Annotated in this window: 14 protein-coding genes; 11 read left to right on the top strand and 3 right to left on the bottom strand. The window is 52.7% G+C overall.

Going from position 1 to position 17,349, the window contains the following annotated elements:
• Positions 1 to 43 precede the first annotated feature (43 nt).
• Together focA and ycaO are read right to left on the bottom strand one after the other, a co-directional pair.
• On the bottom strand, positions 44 to 904 hold the full coding sequence (focA, locus tag QNH99_RS14790) for a formate transporter FocA (RefSeq protein ID WP_063878945.1): 861 nt from the start codon (positions 902 to 904) through the stop codon (positions 44 to 46).
• A gap of 376 nt (positions 905 to 1,280) precedes the next feature.
• Entirely contained in the window at positions 1,281 to 3,044 is a 1,764-nt protein-coding gene (ycaO, locus tag QNH99_RS14785) for a 30S ribosomal protein S12 methylthiotransferase accessory factor YcaO (RefSeq protein ID WP_410516861.1), read from the bottom strand.
• Positions 3,045 to 3,354: 310 nt separating this feature from the next.
• On the opposite strand from ycaO, the gene serC reads away from it, so the two are divergent.
• The 11 genes from serC to kdsB all read left to right on the top strand — a co-directional run bounded on the left by serC (position 3,355) and on the right by kdsB (position 16,338).
• The gene (gene serC / locus QNH99_RS14780; protein WP_410516860.1) at positions 3,355 to 4,440 is read left to right on the top strand and encodes a 3-phosphoserine/phosphohydroxythreonine transaminase; all 1,086 of its coding nucleotides are present in this window, start codon (positions 3,355 to 3,357) and stop codon (positions 4,438 to 4,440) included.
• 81 nt (positions 4,441 to 4,521) lie between these two features.
• Positions 4,522 to 5,808, top strand: a complete 1,287-nt coding sequence (gene aroA, locus QNH99_RS14775) for a 3-phosphoshikimate 1-carboxyvinyltransferase (RefSeq protein WP_410516859.1) — start codon at positions 4,522 to 4,524, stop codon at positions 5,806 to 5,808.
• Positions 5,809 to 6,000: 192 nt separating this feature from the next.
• A complete protein-coding gene (gene cmk, locus QNH99_RS14770) occupies positions 6,001 to 6,681 on the top strand; it encodes a (d)CMP kinase (RefSeq protein WP_063878948.1) in 681 nt (226 codons plus the stop codon).
• Between the two features lie 121 nt (positions 6,682 to 6,802).
• The gene (gene rpsA, locus QNH99_RS14765) at positions 6,803 to 8,476 is read left to right on the top strand and encodes a 30S ribosomal protein S1 (RefSeq protein WP_026021040.1); all 1,674 of its coding nucleotides are present in this window, start codon (positions 6,803 to 6,805) and stop codon (positions 8,474 to 8,476) included.
• Between the two features lie 82 nt (positions 8,477 to 8,558).
• On the top strand, positions 8,559 to 8,843 hold the full coding sequence (ihfB, locus tag QNH99_RS14760; protein WP_003849360.1) for an integration host factor subunit beta: 285 nt from the start codon (positions 8,559 to 8,561) through the stop codon (positions 8,841 to 8,843).
• Positions 8,844 to 9,045: 202 nt separating this feature from the next.
• Complete coding sequence (locus tag QNH99_RS14755) at positions 9,046 to 11,301, top strand: DNA internalization-related competence protein ComEC/Rec2 (RefSeq protein WP_410516858.1); 2,256 nt, start codon at positions 9,046 to 9,048, stop codon at positions 11,299 to 11,301.
• A gap of 34 nt (positions 11,302 to 11,335) precedes the next feature.
• Positions 11,336 to 13,084, top strand: a complete 1,749-nt coding sequence (msbA, locus tag QNH99_RS14750; RefSeq protein WP_109717238.1) for a lipid A ABC transporter ATP-binding protein/permease MsbA — start codon at positions 11,336 to 11,338, stop codon at positions 13,082 to 13,084.
• On the top strand, positions 13,081 to 14,082 hold the full coding sequence (gene lpxK, locus QNH99_RS14745) for a tetraacyldisaccharide 4'-kinase (protein ID WP_410516857.1): 1,002 nt from the start codon (positions 13,081 to 13,083) through the stop codon (positions 14,080 to 14,082). Before msbA ends, lpxK begins: the two co-directional genes overlap by 4 nt.
• Before the next feature lie 24 nt (positions 14,083 to 14,106).
• Complete coding sequence (locus tag QNH99_RS14740) at positions 14,107 to 15,324, top strand: winged helix-turn-helix domain-containing protein (protein WP_410516856.1); 1,218 nt, start codon at positions 14,107 to 14,109, stop codon at positions 15,322 to 15,324.
• Positions 15,325 to 15,409: 85 nt separating this feature from the next.
• Positions 15,410 to 15,592 carry a Trm112 family protein gene (locus tag QNH99_RS14735; protein WP_013025246.1) on the top strand — a complete coding sequence of 61 codons (183 nt, stop codon included), beginning with the start codon at positions 15,410 to 15,412 and terminating at the stop codon, positions 15,590 to 15,592.
• Positions 15,589 to 16,338 (top strand): 3-deoxy-manno-octulosonate cytidylyltransferase, encoded by a 750-nt coding sequence (gene kdsB, locus QNH99_RS14730; RefSeq protein ID WP_063878952.1) that lies wholly within the window; start codon positions 15,589 to 15,591, stop codon positions 16,336 to 16,338. Before QNH99_RS14735 ends, kdsB begins: the two co-directional genes overlap by 4 nt.
• A 123-nt stretch (positions 16,339 to 16,461) precedes the next feature.
• On the opposite strand, the gene elyC is transcribed toward kdsB, so the two are convergent.
• A complete protein-coding gene (gene elyC, locus QNH99_RS14725; RefSeq protein ID WP_063878953.1) occupies positions 16,462 to 17,238 on the bottom strand; it encodes an envelope biogenesis factor ElyC in 777 nt (258 codons plus the stop codon).
• Positions 17,239 to 17,349 lie beyond the last annotated feature (111 nt).

Below are 17,349 nucleotides of genomic sequence, written 5' to 3'. Positions count from 1 at the left end.
TGCTCTCGGGTATATCGGGTTGGGATGCACCGTCGAGACAGGATTAGTGCGTTTCGTGCCCACCGCGTAAGTAAATTACCCAGTAGGTCAATCCAACTAAAAGGCCGCCGCCGATGATGTTGCCGAGCGTGACCGGAATCAGATTGTCGAAAATAAAGTTTTTTACAGAGAGGGCCGGGAACTGTGCCGCCGTCGTGCCAGCGGCCTGCCAGAATTCAGGGCCAGAAAAATCACGAATAATGATGGCGAAAGGAATCAGAAACATATTTGCGATACTGTGTTCAAAACCACAGGCAACAAACATCGCCACCGGCAAAATCATAATCAGGCTTTTATCTGTTAAGGTGCGTCCTGAATAGCTCATCCAGACCGCCAGACAGACCATCAAATTTGCCAGGATGCCCAGACAAACGGCTTCGATAAACGTGTGATGCATTTTATGGTCGGCCGTTTGCAACACGTTTAAACCCCATGCGCCGTTGGCCACCATATGCTCACCGGAAAACCACATCAGTGTCACAAAAAACAGTGCACCGGCCAGGTTACCTAAATAAACGTTAATCCAGTTACGTGCCAGTTGCCCCCAGGTGATACGGCCACTCGCTTTAGCGACCACAATCAGCACGGTAGAGGTGAACAGATCGGCACCGCAGACCACGACAAGGATTAAGCCCAGTGAAAAACAGATACCGCCGATGAGTTTTGCCATACCGTAGGCCATTTCACCGCTGCCGGTGGTGGCCGTAATGTAAAACACAAAAGCGATAGAGATGAACATGCCCGCAGTAAACGCGAGAAAGGTCGTTGTCAGGGGATGCTTGGTTGCTTTATAAACGCCAGCGTCTTCAGCAACTTTCGCCATCGCGGCGGGTAATAACAGGTTAAAAGGATTGTCAGCTTTCACACTAACTCACTCCAAAAGTTGTCTGAAAAAATAATAACAAAGGCAACAGAGGTAGAAGTTGATTTAGATCATGTTCGGCCGGGCAATGGCGGAAAAATCCTGACAAAAAAGAATGATTTTTTGAATAACTTATTGAAAATAAACAATTAAATTTATTTTAAATAATACAGGTTTTGTTTAATTGACGAGGTGCTGCACGTGTCGATGTCACTTTGCTGTTAACAAAATATCTCTATTGTGTTGTTTTTATTCTTGATAATAAAAACGATGATCTATTAATAACTGAAATGCTTAATGCGTAAAAAAGAAAGGCACTAATGAGTATTAGTGCCTTTGCGTTTATCGCAAACTTAATCTGACAAAATGCCGCAAATAATTATGCGTTTTCCCAGTAGCGACGTTTAGCACGCTGCAGTTTCTCATAAGCCGCCAGTAGCGCCTGGTGGGCAGGGAAAGCGGTGAGATCGCTGTCCACCGGCTGGAGCCCGTTGAAGGCCGCTTCACCACTGATCGCCGCAGAGGCTGCTTCTACAGCCTCACTACCATACATGCGTACAAAGGCAGCATGATATTCCAGTGGATTACGCTCATCTTCCATGGCCAGAAGCAGCAAGGTTTGCAGGCAACGATAGTAATTTGCACGCGCTGGGCTGAAAACGGAGCCGTTAAACTCCATGGTCCATTCTGTCCAGATCAACGCCTGATCCAGGTCACCACCGGCCAGCGCCAGCATCGCTTTAAGCTCGCCGATGCGTAAGGTGTACCAGCCGTTATCTTTACCCGTTGCCAGCCCCAGCAGCTCACGGACGCGGGTGAAGTCATCAAAACCTTCTTCGTCCAACTGAGAAATCAGATCGAGGTACTCTTCCGGGTTCCAGTTGCTTCCAGGCAGGGCAAGCAGCGTTTCACGTATGCCCGCGCCCATGCTGTTGTTAGCCAGTAGCAGGTCTTCAGCCGGATAAATATCTGACATGCCAGGCACGATAATGCGGCATGCATAAACACCTAAGTGCTCGTAGTCCGCGATATAGACTTCCTGACCTTCGGCCGCGAAAATCGCCATCAGCGTGCTGAATTCTTGCTCGGTAGTGCCATCAAATTTCCAGTCCACAAACGGATAATCAGCCGTCTCTTTGAACATATCCCAGGAAATCAGGCCGCTTGAATCAATAAAGTGTGTTTCCAGGTTAGCGTGTTCAGCCACTTCTTCATCATCAAAGGTAGGCGGCGTAAAGACGTCCAAATCCTTGAGGCTACGGCCCTGAAGCAGCTCAGTGACGGTACGCTCCAGCGCCACGCCAAAGTCCGGATGCGCGCCGAAAGAGGCAAAACAGGTACCGTTAGCAGGATTAAACAGCACGACGCAAATAACCGGGTACTTACCGCCTAATGACGCATCATAAGCAAAGATTGGGAAGCCTTCCGCCTCCAGGCGGGCAATGGCTTCCACCACGGCAGGATAGCGTGCCATCACCGACTCAGGAATGGTGGGAAGACTAATAGACTCCGCAATAATGCGGTTCTTAATGTAACGCTCAAAGACTTCAGATAATCCCTGAACCCGTGCCTCATTGGCTGTATTACCGGCTGACATGCCGTTCGATACGTACAGGTTGCCAATGATGTTCATCGGAATATAAACGGTTTGCTGATCGGACTGGCGCGTGAAAGGCAGGGCGCAAATACCGCGCTCGTGGTTACCCGACTGAAGATCGATCAAATCTGACGCAGCCACTTCATTTTCAGGATCGTAAAAGGCGCGCAGACGCGCATCCAGAATCCCTTCTGGCAGGCTGTCATCTTCAGGCAGGGGGAACCACTTTTCATTGGGGTAATGGACAAAATCGCCTTGAGCGATGCTGTTACCCAACCAGAAATCGGCAAAGAAGTAGTTGGTGGACAGACGTTCAAAATACTCACCCAGCGCCGAAGCCAGGGCGGCTTTCTTGCTGGCACCCTTGCCGTTGGTAAAGCAGAGTGGGCAGTCGCGGTCACGGATATGCACAGACCAGACGTGTGGAACGGGATTAAGCCAGGAGGCTTCTTCTATATTAAAGCCCAGATCCTGCAGTTTGGTCTGGAAACGCGTAATGGAGTCTTCCAGGGCGGCATCTTTGCCCGGGATAAAAGTTTGCGTCATGGTGCCGCTCTCTCTGTAAAATAGGGTGCGTAAAGCGCGCAATGATACGTTTTTTGCTGCCTGTTCGCTATCAAGGCGCGGCAATTTTACCGGACGTTTTCTCATACCCTGGTTTATCTGCCAATGCCGAGACTGAACGAAAGGAACTCGCCTCACAATATTTCGTGTTGGATTGCATTGGTAATATAACCTTCGGTGCGATGTGCTGGAAAAATGTGACCGGTGTTAGATTTATGATTGCAGCCACCAGAATGCAGTGATAAAACCGAATCGTTATTCATAACCGTTTTATATGACAGTGGTGAGGGAAATGACGCAAATTTATAATTTTAGCTCTGGGCCAGCGATGCTGCCGAGCGAAGTGCTCCGCCGTGCAGAACAAGAACTGACAAACTGGCACGGCCTGGGAACTTCCGTAATGGAGATCAGCCACCGCAGTAAAGAATTTATTCAGGTGGCTGAGGAAGCAGAGGCGGACTTCCGCGATCTGCTAAAAATACCCTCTAATTACAAAGTTTTATTCTGCCATGGCGGCGCACGTGCGCAGTTTGCTGCGGTACCGGGTAACCTGCTGGGTAGCGCCACCAGTGCAGATTATGCCGACGGCGGCTACTGGGCGCACAGCGCTATTAAAGAAGCGGCTAAATATTGCTCGCCACGTACCCTGGATGTCAAAACCACCCTTAAGGGTAAGCGTGCCATTCTGCCGATGCGTGAGTGGGATGTCAGTGACACGGCCGCCTATTTGCACTTCTGTCCTAACGAAACCATCGACGGCGTTGCCATTGATGAAGAACCTGATTTTGGCAACAAAGTCGTCGTTGCCGATCTCTCCTCCACGATTTTATCCCGCACTATCGATATCAGCCGCTATGGCGTGATTTACGCGGGTGCGCAGAAAAATATTGGCCCGGCGGGGATTACCCTGGTCATTGTCCGGGACGATCTGTTAGGTAAAGCCGATAAGAGCGTGCCTTCTATCCTGGATTACAGCGTTCTGGCAGAAAATGATTCGATGTTCAATACACCGCCCACCTTCGCCTGGTACCTGAGTGGACTGGTGTTTAAGTGGCTGAAGCAGAAAGGTGGTGTGGCCGAAATTGAGAAAATTAATCAGGCAAAAGCGGGCTTGCTTTACGATCTGATCGACAAGAGTGATTTCTATCGTAACGATGTTGCGCTGCAAAACCGCTCGCGAATGAATATTCCTTTCCAGTTGGCGGATGCGTCACTCGACAGCCTGTTCCTGGACGAGTCATTAAAAGCCGGTTTGCACGCGTTAAAAGGCCACCGCGTTGTCGGCGGCATGCGGGCATCCATTTACAATGCCATGCCGCTGGAAGGCGTTAAAGCGCTGACAGACTTCATGGTTGATTTCGAACGTCGCCACGGCTGATTATTCCCCAGTCAGTGGGATTGCTGACACCCGACTCCGCCATCCGGCGGAGTTGTCGTTTTTTTGAGGATTGAGTTTCACATGCAAGATTCCCTGACCCTTCAGCCCATTGCTCGCGTTAATGGCACGGTTAATTTGCCCGGTTCCAAGAGTGTTTCAAACCGTGCGTTGCTGCTGGCCGCATTAGCGAAGGGTAAAACCCGACTCACTAACCTGCTGGACAGTGATGATGTTAAGCACATGCTTAATGCGCTCAAGGCTCTGGACGTGGATTTCACCCTTTCCCACGATCGTACCGTTTGCGAAGTGACAGGAAAGGGCGGCCCTCTTTTGGCTGCACAACCGGTTGAGCTTTTCCTGGGCAATGCTGGCACGGCCATGCGCCCGCTGGCAGCGGCGCTCTGCCTTGGGGCGCAGGATGTGGTGCTCACGGGCGAGCCGCGAATGAAAGAGCGGCCGATTGGGCATCTGGTCGATGCGTTATGTCAGGGGGGCGCCCAGATTGATTACCTTGAGAATACAGATTATCCGCCTGTTCGCCTGCGTGGTGGCTTTGTTGGCGGTGAAGTCACCGTAGACGGCAGCGTATCCAGTCAGTTTTTGACCGCGTTGCTGATGATGGCCCCTTTAGCTGAAGAGAACACGCGAATCAGCATTAAAGGCGATCTGGTCTCTAAGCCTTATATCGATATTACGCTGCACCTGATGCGCTGCTTTGGCGTTGAGGTTGAAAATCAAAACTACCAGCACTTCCTGATTAAAGGAAAACAGCAGTATCAGTCACCGGGAGATTACCTGGTGGAAGGCGATGCATCTTCTGCCTCCTATTTTCTTGCGGCGGCAGCGATTAAAGGTGGCACTGTGCGCGTGACCGGTATTGGTCGTAACAGCGTACAGGGCGATATTCGCTTTGCTGATGTTCTGGAAAAAATGGGCGCATCCGTCGAGTGGGGTGATGATTACATCGCCTGTACGGCGGGCAAACTGCAGGCTGTCGATATGGATATGAATCACATTCCTGATGCGGCTATGACGATCGCGACTGCTGCACTGTTTGCTCAGGGCACCACCCAACTGCGTAACATCTATAACTGGCGGGTTAAAGAAACCGATCGCCTGACGGCTATGGCAACAGAATTGCGTAAAGTCGGGGCTGAAGTCGAAGAAGGGCACGATTATATCCGTATTACGCCTCCGGCTCAGCTGACGCATGCCGCGATCGGAACCTATAACGATCACCGTATGGCAATGTGTTTCTCGCTGGTGGCGTTATCAGAGACGCCCGTTACCATTCTGGATCCTGGCTGTACTGCAAAAACCTTCCCTGATTATTTCGAGCAACTGGCAAAAATCAGCCAGAACGCCTGATCTCCTCGCCCGGTGAGTATTTCGCCGGGCCTGTTTCTCATTCCCATTCAGCAGGCCAGAAAAGTCCTTTTTCTGGCGAAATTTCGCATCACCTTCCCTCTAAAGGGTAACGAAGCGTCGCAGGGCAGCGTATAATGCCCGACATTTGTGACGGCCAACTGGCCAAAATGCGCGCAGCAACAGGAGGGAATGATGACAGCAACTGCCCCGGTCATAACTATTGATGGGCCAAGTGGCGCGGGAAAGGGCACCCTGTGCAAAGCGATGGCGGAAGCCTTGCAGTGGCATTTACTGGATTCCGGCGCGATCTATCGTGTTTTGGCCTTAGCCGCATTACATCATCAGGTCGATATTGAGTCTGAAGAGGGACTGGTTCCCATTGCTGCTCACCTGGATGTGCGCTTTATCTCTCAGAACGGCGAGATGCAGGTCATTCTGGAAGGTGAAGAAGTCACCAGCGAAATTCGGACCCAGGAAGTCAGCAACACCGCCTCGCGCGTTGCCGCTTTTCCCCGCGTCCGTGAGGCACTATTGCGCCGCCAGCGTGCTTTTCGCGAAGGCCCCGGCTTAATTGCCGATGGCCGTGATATGGGCACCGTTGTTTTCCCCGACGCGCCCGTCAAGATTTTCCTTGATGCCAGCCCGGAAGTGCGTGCAGAGCGACGTATGCTACAGTTGCAGGATAAGGGCTTTAATGTTAACTTTGATCGCCTTTTAGCCGAGATAAAAGAGCGCGATGATCGCGATCGCAACCGCGCTATAGCGCCATTGGTGCCTGCTGAAGACGCATTAGTGTTGGATTCAACACAGATGTCTATCGAGCAAGTTATTGATAAGGCGCTGAATTATGCCCGAAAGACGCTGGGCATCTGATATTTTGGCGTAAACGAATTTATTAACCCTGTGCCATGGACCCGGTGCAGGGCATGTGAAACAACCCCATCCGACATGAAGTCAGATGGACGTTAAATTGAAGAATCCTAAGATTATCAATATGACTGAATCTTTTGCTCAACTATTTGAAGAATCCCTGAAAGAAATCGAAACCCGCCCGGGTTCCATCGTTCGTGGCGTCGTTGTCTCTATCGACAAAGACGTTGTTCTGGTTGATGCGGGCCTGAAATCTGAATCTGCAATTCCTGCAGAGCAGTTCAAAAACGCAGCCGGCGAACTGGAAATCCAGGTTGGTGACGAAGTTGACGTTGCTCTGGACGCAGTGGAAGACGGCTTCGGTGAAACTCTGCTGTCCCGTGAGAAAGCTAAGCGTCATGAAGCTTGGATCACGCTGGAAAAAGCCTACGAAGAAGCTGAAACTGTTACCGGTATTATCAACGGCAAAGTCAAAGGTGGCTTCACAGTTGAGCTGAACGGTATCCGTGCGTTCCTGCCAGGTTCACTGGTTGATGTGCGTCCAGTGCGTGACACGCTGCACCTGGAAGGCAAAGAGCTTGAATTCAAAGTGATCAAGCTTGATCAGAAACGCAACAACGTCGTGGTTTCACGTCGTGCGGTTATCGAATCTGAGAACAGCGCAGAGCGCGATCAGCTGCTGGAAAACCTGCAGGAAGGCATGGAAGTTAAAGGTATCGTTAAGAACCTTACTGACTACGGTGCATTCGTTGATCTGGGCGGCGTTGATGGCCTGCTGCACATCACTGATATGGCCTGGAAGCGCGTTAAGCATCCAAGCGAAATCGTGAATGTTGGCGATGAAATCAACGTTAAAGTGCTGAAATTCGACCGCGAGCGTACCCGTGTATCACTGGGTCTGAAGCAGCTGGGCGAAGATCCATGGGTGGCTATCGCTAAGCGCTATCCAGAAGGCACTAAGCTGACTGGTCGTGTAACCAACCTGACTGATTACGGCTGCTTCGTAGAAATCGAAGAAGGCGTTGAAGGTCTGGTACACGTTTCAGAAATGGACTGGACCAACAAAAACATCCATCCGTCTAAAGTTGTAAACGTAGGCGATGTGGTTGAAGTTATGGTTCTGGACATCGATGAAGAGCGTCGTCGTATCTCCCTGGGTCTGAAGCAGTGCAAATCTAACCCATGGCAGCAGTTCGCCGAGACCCACAACAAAGGCGATCGCGTTGAAGGTAAAATCAAGTCAATCACTGACTTCGGTATCTTCATCGGCCTGGACGGCGGCATCGACGGTCTGGTTCACCTGTCTGACATCTCCTGGAACGCGACTGGCGAAGAAGCCGTTCGTGAGTACAAAAAAGGCGACGAAATCGCTGCCGTTGTACTGCAGGTTGATGCAGAGCGCGAGCGTATCTCTCTGGGCGTGAAACAGCTGGCAGAAGATCCGTTCAACAACTACATCACTTTGAACAAGAAAGGTGCCATCGTCACCGGTAAAGTGACTGCAGTTGATGCTAAAGGTGCTACAGTTGAATTAGCAGACGGCGTTGAGGGTTACCTGCGCGCTTCTGAAGCTTCACTGGACCGCATCGAAGACGCTACGCTGGTTCTGAACGTAGGCGACGACGTTGAAGCTAAATTCACCGGCGTTGACCGTAAAAACCGCGTTGTTAGCCTGTCTGTTCGTGCGAAAGACCAGGCTGACGAGAAAGAAGCCATCAACACTGTTAACACCAAACAGGAAGAAGGCAACTTCTCTAGCGCTATGGCTGAAGCGTTCAAAGCGGCTAAAGGCGAGTAATCGACCTTGCACCGGGCGGATTTATTCGCCCGGTTTCGGTAAAAGCTGTCATACATTCCTGTAGGGATTAACCGGAGGTTACATGACCAAGTCAGAACTGATTGAAAGGCTGGCGGGACAGCACACTCATATACCGGCGAAAGTCGTTGAGGATGCAGTCAAAGAGATGCTTGAGCACATGGCCACTACGCTGGCACAGGGCGAACGCATTGAAATCCGGGGATTCGGCAGCTTTTCGTTGCATTATCGCGCTCCGCGCACTGGCCGTAACCCGAAAACGGGTGACAAAGTGGATCTGGAAGGTAAATACGTTCCCCACTTCAAGCCAGGTAAAGAGCTGCGTGATCGTGCCAACATTTACGGCTAAGCCGATACCGAACCGCCTAAACGACATCTCAGGATGTCGTTTTTTTTTGCCTGATTTTGACACTGAACCTCTCTTCCAGAAAAAAGCCGCACGACTGCAACCGCCGATATTCACTTCGACGCTTCCCTCATTTTGCCCATAGCGTGCTTTATCAAGAATAGCCCTGCGGCATACTCGCGCTACGACAAGAGCGAGATGCATTATGTTGACATGGATTGCACTGGCAAGAATCGCTGCGGTGAGCAGTTTACCTTTACTGCTATTACCCCGGCTTCCGCCGCCGTTAATAACGGTACTGTTGCTCCTGAGTGGCGGTTGCCTGATGCAGTTGCCTCACCGCTACGTGCGTATGACAGGCGTGACGCTGCTGCTCGCTGCATGGTCGCTTTTCAATGCACAATCTCTGGTAAACGACACCGAAAAGATGATTGCCCGGCCAGCGATGTTCGATGTGCAAATTGAGGATGTACATCAGACCCATTCCCGCATCAGAGTCAGACTGCTCAAAGAGGGCAACCAGAGGTTTTTTCCACCTCGCTTTGCCTGGCTCTCGTTGCCGGGTGACAGTAGTGAATATTGCCCGGGTCAGCGCTGGAAAATGATGCTCAGGCTGAGGGCGGTGCATGCCCGGCTCAACGAAGGCGATTTTGATGCACAGCGTTTCGCCATGGCGAACCATGCACCTGTACAAGGACGCATTATTTCGCAGGTCATCACGCATCCATCCTGCAGCTGGCGCTGGCGTTTTATACATTATCATCGCCAGCAAAGCGGTTTGTTGCCTGCCTCCGCCACGCTTGAAGCTCTGGCTTTTGGTATCCGGGACAACCTGAGTGAAGCTACCCGGCAATTATTGCGTGACACGGGCACCGCACATTTGATGGCTATTTCAGGCATGCACATCGCACTGGCAGCAGGGACGGGATGGTTACTGGCACGAGGTAGCCAGATTCTGTTTCCGGCCCGCCGTATTGGTTATCGGTATCCCGTGGTCATTAGCTGGATTTTTGCCGCGCTGTATACCTGGCTCTCGGGGGCTCATGCACCTGCGCAGCGGGCATTGCTGGCGCTGACTCTCTGGGCCGTAACACGATTCATTGGCGTGCAGTTAAGTAGCTGGCAAGTCTGGACGCTGTGCGTAGGTTCACTGCTGGCTATCGATCCGCTGACGGTGCTCTCGGACAGCTTCTGGCTCTCGGTGCTGGCCGTTGGCATGTTGTTGACCTGGTATCACTGGTTTCCACTGGCGGCGCGCTTTCGCCACGCACGCCGCTGGTTGCCGATACAGCTCCTCCACCTGCAGTTGGGGATGATGATTTTGATGCTGCCGCTACAGGCGAGCTTATTTAATGGCATCAGTATGACGGCGCTAATCGCGAATCTGCTGGCCATCCCGGTGGTGTCATTCATCACGGTGCCGTTGATACTGCTTGCGATGCTGCTGCCGGTAGCGGAATTATCCATGTGGCTTTGGCTGGCGGCAGATGTGTCGCTTCGTCTTCTGTTAACCGGCCTGGCTCTCTTGCCGCCAGGCTGGTGGCCGCTACAAGGGGCGACTTTTTATATGCTCATCGTCTGGGGCGGCCTGCTTGTCTGGCGCACTGGCGCACTATTCAGCCTGCCGTGGAGCTGCAGTGCTGTCGCACTGGCCCTGGTGTTCTCCCGCCACGATAAACCGGACAGGGAATGGCGCATTGATATGCTGGATGTCGGGCATGGTTTGAGCGTGGTCATCAGTCAGGGCCGTGAGGCTGTCTTGTATGATACGGGGCCGCGCTGGCAAAACAGTGATGCGGGAACACGGGTTATTATTCCCTGGATGCAACGCAAAGGTCTTAAATTGCAGCAGGTCATACTGAGCCACAAACACCTCGATCATACCGGTGGGTTATCTGCCATTCTGCAACACTGGCCCACAATGAAGGTCCGCAGCGGTTTAGCGGGCCACCAGCATTTACCCTGCGTTCGCGGTACCGCATGGCGCTGGAAAAAGCTAAATTTTACGGTGCTCTGGCCCCTCACCGCGCCGAACACGGGCGAAAATAACGACTCCTGCGTGGTGAGGGTGGATGATGGAAAAGTCCGGCTGTTATTGACCGGCGATCTTGAAAACCCGGCTGAAAAGCAACTGGTCAGGCTGGAAAAGCAGCAGCTTAAGGCTGATATCCTGCAGGTTCCTCACCATGGCAGCCGTACCTCGTCGTCTCGCTTACTGCTGCGCAGCGTCGCCGGTAGCACCGCGATGGCGTCGCTGGCACGCTATAATGCATGGCGCATGCCGGCGAAACCAGTGTTGCGGCATTACCATGAATATGGCTATGACTGGCTTGATACGGGGCAATCCGGACAGATAAGCATCAGGGTTAATAAGGGAAAAATACAGGTTTTTACCCTCAGAGAGCAATTAATGCCCCGTTGGTATCATCAGTGGTTTGGCGTCAAACGCGAATCCAGGTAGAATGACCGGCTATTTCCAACAACGTGAATAAATAATGCATCAAGATAAAGATCTCTCAACGTGGCAGACATTCCGTCGACTCTGGCCGATGATCGCACCCAACAAAGCTGGCTTAATTGTGGCGGCTACGGCCCTGATTATTAATGCCGCAGGCGATACGTTAATGCTCTCCCTGTTGAAGCCTTTGCTGGATGACGGCTTCGGTAAAGCGGACAGGTCCGTAATGCTGTGGATGCCGTTGGCAGTCATTGGCTTGATGCTGATTCGTGGCGTGAGCAGCTATATCTCCAGCTACTGCATTTCATGGGTGTCGGGCAATGTAGTCATGAATATGCGTCGCCGCCTCTTCAGTCATATGATGGGCATGCCGGTAGCTTTCTTCGATCAACAGTCCACGGGCACGCTACTCTCGCGCATCACCTATGATTCTGAGCAGGTTGCCTCGTCGTCGTCAGGTGCGCTGGTGACGGTGGTACGTGAGGGTGCATCGATTATTGGCCTGTTTATCATGATGTTTTATTACAGCTGGCAGCTGTCACTGATCCTGATTGTGTTGGCCCCCATCGTTTCATTTGCCATTCGCATGGTGTCAAAACGTTTCCGCAACATCAGCAAATCGATGCAAAACACCATGGGGCAGGTGACAACCAGCGCTGAGCAAATGCTGAAAGGGCATAAAGAAGTGCTGATTTTCGGTGGTCAGGAAATTGAATCTGAGCGCTTTGCTAAGGTCAGCAACCGTATGCGTCAGCAGGGCATGAAGCTGGTTTCAGCGTCTTCGATCTCCGATCCTGTCATTCAGCTGATCGCCTCTCTGGCCTTGGCCTTCGTCCTCTATGCGGCAAGTTTCCCAAGCGTAATGGATACGTTGACCGCCGGTACCATAACAGTTGTGTTCTCCTCGATGATTGCCCTGATGCGCCCACTGAAGTCGCTGACTAACGTCAATGCTCAGTTCCAGCGCGGTATGGCAGCCTGCCAGACGCTGTTCTCAATCCTGGACAGCGAACAGGAAATTGACACCGGTAAGCGTGAAATTACCCGCGCCAAAGGCGATGTCGAGTTCCGTAATGTGACATTTACCTATCCCGGTCGTGAAACCCCAGCATTGAAAGACATTAATCTGATGCTGCCAGCAGGAAAAACAGTGGCGTTGGTTGGCCGTTCTGGCTCGGGTAAATCCACCATTGCAAGCCTGCTGACGCGTTTTTATGATATTCAGCAGGGCGACATTTTGCTGGATGGTCACGACCTGCGCGAGTACACCTTATCCTCATTACGTAATCAGGTGGCACTGGTGTCGCAAAATGTGCACCTGTTCAATGATACCGTCGCCAATAACATCGCCTACGCGCGAAGCGAGCAGTACAGCCGCGAGGAAATTGAAAAGGCGGCGACCATGGCCCATGCCATGGATTTTATCAATAAAATGGATAAAGGCCTGGATACCGTGATCGGTGAGAACGGCGTGCTGTTGTCTGGCGGTCAGCGCCAGCGTATCGCCATTGCTCGCGCGCTGCTGCGCGACTGCCCAATCCTGATTCTTGATGAGGCGACCTCTGCGCTGGATACGGAATCTGAGCGTGCCATTCAGTCGGCGCTGGACGAGTTACAGAAAAACCGTACCTCCCTGGTTATTGCACACCGTCTGTCTACTATCGAAAAAGCGGATGAAATTGTGGTGGTGGAAGAGGGCAAAATCATTGAGCGCGGCACGCATGCAGCGTTGCTGGCGGAAAAAGGCGCTTATGCACAACTTCATAAAATGCAATTTGGCCAATGATTGAGCGCATCTGGAGTGGCCGATCGCCCCTGTGGTTACTGCTATGGCCACTCAGTGTGCTGTACGGTGCTATCACGGCATTGATTCGCTTCAGTTTTCAACGCGGCTGGCGTAAAAGCTGGCGCGCGCCGCTGCCTGTGGTCGTGGTGGGTAATTTGACTGCTGGTGGGAACGGTAAAACGCCGGTGGTGATTTGGTTGGTAGAAGCTCTGCAACAGCGCGGATTACGGGTGGGGGTGATTTCGCGCGGCTATGGCGGCAAAGCAGACAGTTATCCGTTGCGGGTTACGGCCGACACGGCGACCGAACAGGCAGGGGATGAACCTGTTCTGATCGCTCAGCGCACGTCTGCGCCAGTGGCCGTCGCCCCTCGTCGTCGTGATGCCATTGAGGCGCTCCTGGAACATCATTCACTGGATTTGATTGTCACCGACGATGGCCTGCAGCATTACGCATTGCAGCGCGATCGGGAAATCGTGGTGGTCGATGGTGTGCGCCGTTTTGGTAATGGCTGGTGGCTACCCGCGGGTCCGATGCGTGAACGTGCTTCGCGCCTGAGTACGGTGGATGCCATTATCGTCAACGGCGGCGAACCGCAGCAGGGTGAAATTGCCATGCAACTGCGCCCGGGCATGGCGACCCACCTTCTTAGCGGTGAGCAACGTCCACTCAGCGCGTTTCAAGACGTTGTTGCGATGGCGGGAATCGGTCATCCACCTCGCTTTTTTAACACCTTAAAACAGCAGGGTTTAACGCCCATGGCGGAAATCGCCTTCGCCGATCACCATGCCTATAGCGAAGACGAACTTTCACGTCTGCTGCTGCCGGAGCAGACGCTGCTGATGACCGAAAAAGATGCAGTAAAGTGTCGCGCATTCGCGCAACCTGCCTGGTGGTATTTACCGGTAGATGCTCATCTGCAAGCTGAAGCGGCAACGGTACTGTTAGACGATTTAGAACGCCTTTGCGGCACGTATTCACACCGGGCATCGCACTAAAATCCCCTTCAGATAAGGAAGAGAATGAGCACACATTCACTTTCGCTACAGCAGGCCCGCAATATTCAACTCGCGGCACAGGGCCTGCTTCGTCCCGCTGCCCGCCGGGCACGCCGTGAGGACATTCCAGACTGCATTACCCAGATGTCTTTGCTGCAAATCGACACCATCAATGTAGTTGCCCGAAGCCCTTATCTGGTGCTGTTTAGTCGTTTAGGCGACTATCCCTCCTCCTGGCTGGATGAGGCTCTTGCTCAGGGCGAGATATTTGAGTACTGGGCCCATGAAGCCTGCTTTATTCCGCGCAACGATTACAAACTACTGCGACATCGCATGCTGTCGCCCGAACGTCTGGGCTGGAAATACAGTGCGCAGTGGGCTGCCGAATATCAGCAGGAGATCGCCGAGTTACTGACGTATATCCGCGATAACGGACCGGTAAGATCGGCCGATTTTGCCAGCGGAAAAAATCATAAACCCGGATGGTGGGCCTGGAAACCGCACAAGCGGCATCTTGAAAACCTGTTTAGTGCCGGTGAGTTGATGGTGTCGGAACGGCGAAATTTTCAGCGTGTCTACGATTTACGCGCCCGGGTGATGCCTGACTGGCAGGATGCGATCCATGCCATCAGCGAGGACGAAGCAACCCGATTAATGCTTATAAACAGCGCACGCAGCCTGGGGATTTTTCGCCGCGAGTGGCTGGCGGATTATTACCGGCTGAAACGTGCACCCGTCAACGTGTTTATGCAATGGGCGCAGGAGGCCGGAGAAATTATTCCGGTCGAGGTTAATGGTATCGGAGAAATGTGGCTGCATCAGAGTGCGCTGCCCGGATTAGCGACGCCGTTGAAAGCGACACATACCACGCTGTTATCCCCGTTCGATCCCCTGGTTTGGGATCGGAAACGGGCGCTGGAACTCTTTGGTTTTGACTACCGTATTGAATGCTATACGCCAGCCGCTAAGCGTAAATATGGCTACTTTGTCTTACCCTTACTGCATCGCGGCCAAATTAAAGCCCGGCTTGATGCACGGATGCTCCGCGCGTCGCGCCAGCTTGAAATCAAAAATATCTGGCTGGAACAAAACGTCCCGGTCACTGCGGCATTTTTGCAGGATGCCCAACGCGCAATAACCCGCTTTGCGCGCTGGCAGGGCGCAGAGACGGTCGCGATTCAGCAGGCACCCTCAGCGTTACTGGCGCACTGGCCAACGTTGTGGCAACTGGATAATCCGTGATGCCGCACCCGGTGCGGTTTACCCGCTCTTGTCAGCGCTGTGATATGCTTTAGCGCTTACGCTCTCGGTCCGTGATGGAGGAAATATGGATCACCGTTTACTCGAAATCGTTGCCTGCCCGGTTTGCAATGGCAAGCTGTACTACAACAACGAACAGCAAGAACTGATCTGCAAGCCGGATGCGCTGGCTTTCCCTGTGCGCGATGGCATTCCGGTTCTCCTGGAAAATGAAGCCCGTACCTTATCGGTTGAAGAGATCCATCCATGAGTTTTATTGCCATCATTCCTGCTCGTTATGCCTCAACCCGTTTACCCGGTAAACCCTTGGTCGATATTCATGGCAAGCCGATGGTGGTACATGTGATGGAGCGCGCACGAGAATCCGGTGCCAGCCGGGTGATCGTGGCGACCGACCACCCTGATGTAGCCAGCGCTGTCGAAGCGGCAGGGGGCGAAGTCTGCATGACGCGCGCCGACCATCATTCAGGCACGGAACGTCTTGCCGAGGTGATTGAGAAGTATCAGTTTGCAGACGATCAAATTATCGTCAATGTTCAGGGCGATGAGCCCATGATCCCGGCGGAAATCGTGCATCAGGTAGCGACCAACCTGGCGCATTCTGAAGCAGGTATGGCGACGCTGGCCGTGCCGATTACCGATGCGGAAGAAGCATTTAATCCCAATGCCGTTAAAGTCGTTATGGATGCAAAAGGCTACGCGCTGTATTTCTCACGCGCGACCATTCCCTGGGACCGTGAGCGCTACGCCGAATCGCGCGATCGGATCGGCGATACGCTGTTACGTCACATTGGCATTTACGCCTACCGCGCAGGGTTTATTCGTCGTTACGTAGGCTGGGCACCTTGTCCACTTGAGCAGATCGAACTTCTCGAGCAACTCCGCGTGTTGTGGTATGGCGAAAAGATTCATGTCGCGGTAGCAAAAACGGTACCGGGCGTTGGCGTCGATACGCCAGAGGATCTGATCCGCGTTCGTGCTGCCATGCACGGCTGAGTCGAGCCGTCGCGCTTTACCCCGCGCGGCGCTTGCCTGAGGATGCACCTGTCCAGATATGGCCCCAAATAGAAAACCATGGTTGAGGGATACGCGCGTTATGGGGCGTATCACTCAGCATGTTTACGCGCCTGTGCCCTCGGCAGAGGTTTTAAAGCGCTGTAACAGGCTGCCCAGCGTTTCATAGATAGCGCGCTCGCTATGGCCCATCCACAGAGGAGAAGGGAAAGCACGCTCCCACCAGTTTAGCGGGGAGGTAATCGCCAGTTGGTTAGCCGGCGCGGGCGTCGGGTCGAGTCCTGCCTGCTGGAAAAAACGCATGGCACGCGGCATATGATTCGCTGATGTGACCAACAGGAAGGGTTGATGACCGATCAGGGCGCTGACCGCCTGGGCTTCCTGCGCAGTATCTTTGGGCTGATCCAACGTATGGATATGTGATGAAGGTACGCCAAGGCTTTCGGCGACCTGTGCGGCCACCCACGCATTACTTTTGGGGTTATGCCCTGCAGCGGCACCGGTAAATATCATTGTTGCCTGCGGGTTACGCCGCCACTGGCGCACGCCTTCTGTTACCCGGGGCAAACTGTTATTCAACAAGTTTGAACTGGGTGCCCATGCAGAGTTATAGGTATAACCTCCGCCCAGTACCACGATGTAATCCACTTTCTGGCTGCCATTCCAGGTCGGATAGTGCGACTCCACCGGCAGCAGCAGGCGGTCTGCAACGGGTTGTAGGCTAATCAGCAATAACACCAGCCAGCTGGTTGAGATGATTATTTTGCCGCTTTTCTGCCAGCGACTGAACCAAAGCAGTAAAATGCCCACTGCCATAAGTAAAAGCAGAAAAGGCAGGGGAAGTAATACGTTACCCACTGCCTTTTTCAGCATAAAAAACATTTAAAAAACCTCTTGTTGTCCGAAAAAACAGCAGCCAGAGCACAAGAATGGGATGAAAGCTTCATTCTTACTGTACCTGTGACAAAATAGCATATGTTTCACCGCAGCATA

The sequence above is a fragment of the Pantoea allii genome (genome assembly GCF_046529425.1).
GTDB classification, from domain to species: Bacteria; Pseudomonadota; Gammaproteobacteria; order Enterobacterales; family Enterobacteriaceae; genus Pantoea; species Pantoea allii.
Note: the sequence above shows the minus strand (reverse complement) of the source record. Positions and strands in the feature narration are given on the sequence as shown.

What these genes read in the sequence shown, in the direction of transcription:
- elyC (WP_063878953.1), bottom strand. Translation starts at nt 17,238, where the DNA reads ATGTTTTTTATGCTGAAAAAGGCAGTGGGTAACGTATTACTTCCCCTG.
- QNH99_RS14740 (WP_410516856.1), top strand. Translation starts at nt 14,107, where the DNA reads ATGAGCACACATTCACTTTCGCTACAGCAGGCCCGCAATATTCAACTC.
- lpxK (WP_410516857.1), top strand. Translation starts at nt 13,081, where the DNA reads ATGATTGAGCGCATCTGGAGTGGCCGATCGCCCCTGTGGTTACTGCTA.
- QNH99_RS14735 (WP_013025246.1), top strand. Translation starts at nt 15,410, where the DNA reads ATGGATCACCGTTTACTCGAAATCGTTGCCTGCCCGGTTTGCAATGGC.
- aroA (WP_410516859.1), top strand. Translation starts at nt 4,522, where the DNA reads ATGCAAGATTCCCTGACCCTTCAGCCCATTGCTCGCGTTAATGGCACG.
- ihfB (WP_003849360.1), top strand. Translation starts at nt 8,559, where the DNA reads ATGACCAAGTCAGAACTGATTGAAAGGCTGGCGGGACAGCACACTCAT.
- rpsA (WP_026021040.1), top strand. Translation starts at nt 6,803, where the DNA reads ATGACTGAATCTTTTGCTCAACTATTTGAAGAATCCCTGAAAGAAATC.
- serC (WP_410516860.1), top strand. Translation starts at nt 3,355, where the DNA reads ATGACGCAAATTTATAATTTTAGCTCTGGGCCAGCGATGCTGCCGAGC.
- ycaO (WP_410516861.1), bottom strand. Translation starts at nt 3,044, where the DNA reads ATGACGCAAACTTTTATCCCGGGCAAAGATGCCGCCCTGGAAGACTCC.
- cmk (WP_063878948.1), top strand. Translation starts at nt 6,001, where the DNA reads ATGACAGCAACTGCCCCGGTCATAACTATTGATGGGCCAAGTGGCGCG.
- QNH99_RS14755 (WP_410516858.1), top strand. Translation starts at nt 9,046, where the DNA reads ATGTTGACATGGATTGCACTGGCAAGAATCGCTGCGGTGAGCAGTTTA.
- kdsB (WP_063878952.1), top strand. Translation starts at nt 15,589, where the DNA reads ATGAGTTTTATTGCCATCATTCCTGCTCGTTATGCCTCAACCCGTTTA.
- msbA (WP_109717238.1), top strand. Translation starts at nt 11,336, where the DNA reads ATGCATCAAGATAAAGATCTCTCAACGTGGCAGACATTCCGTCGACTC.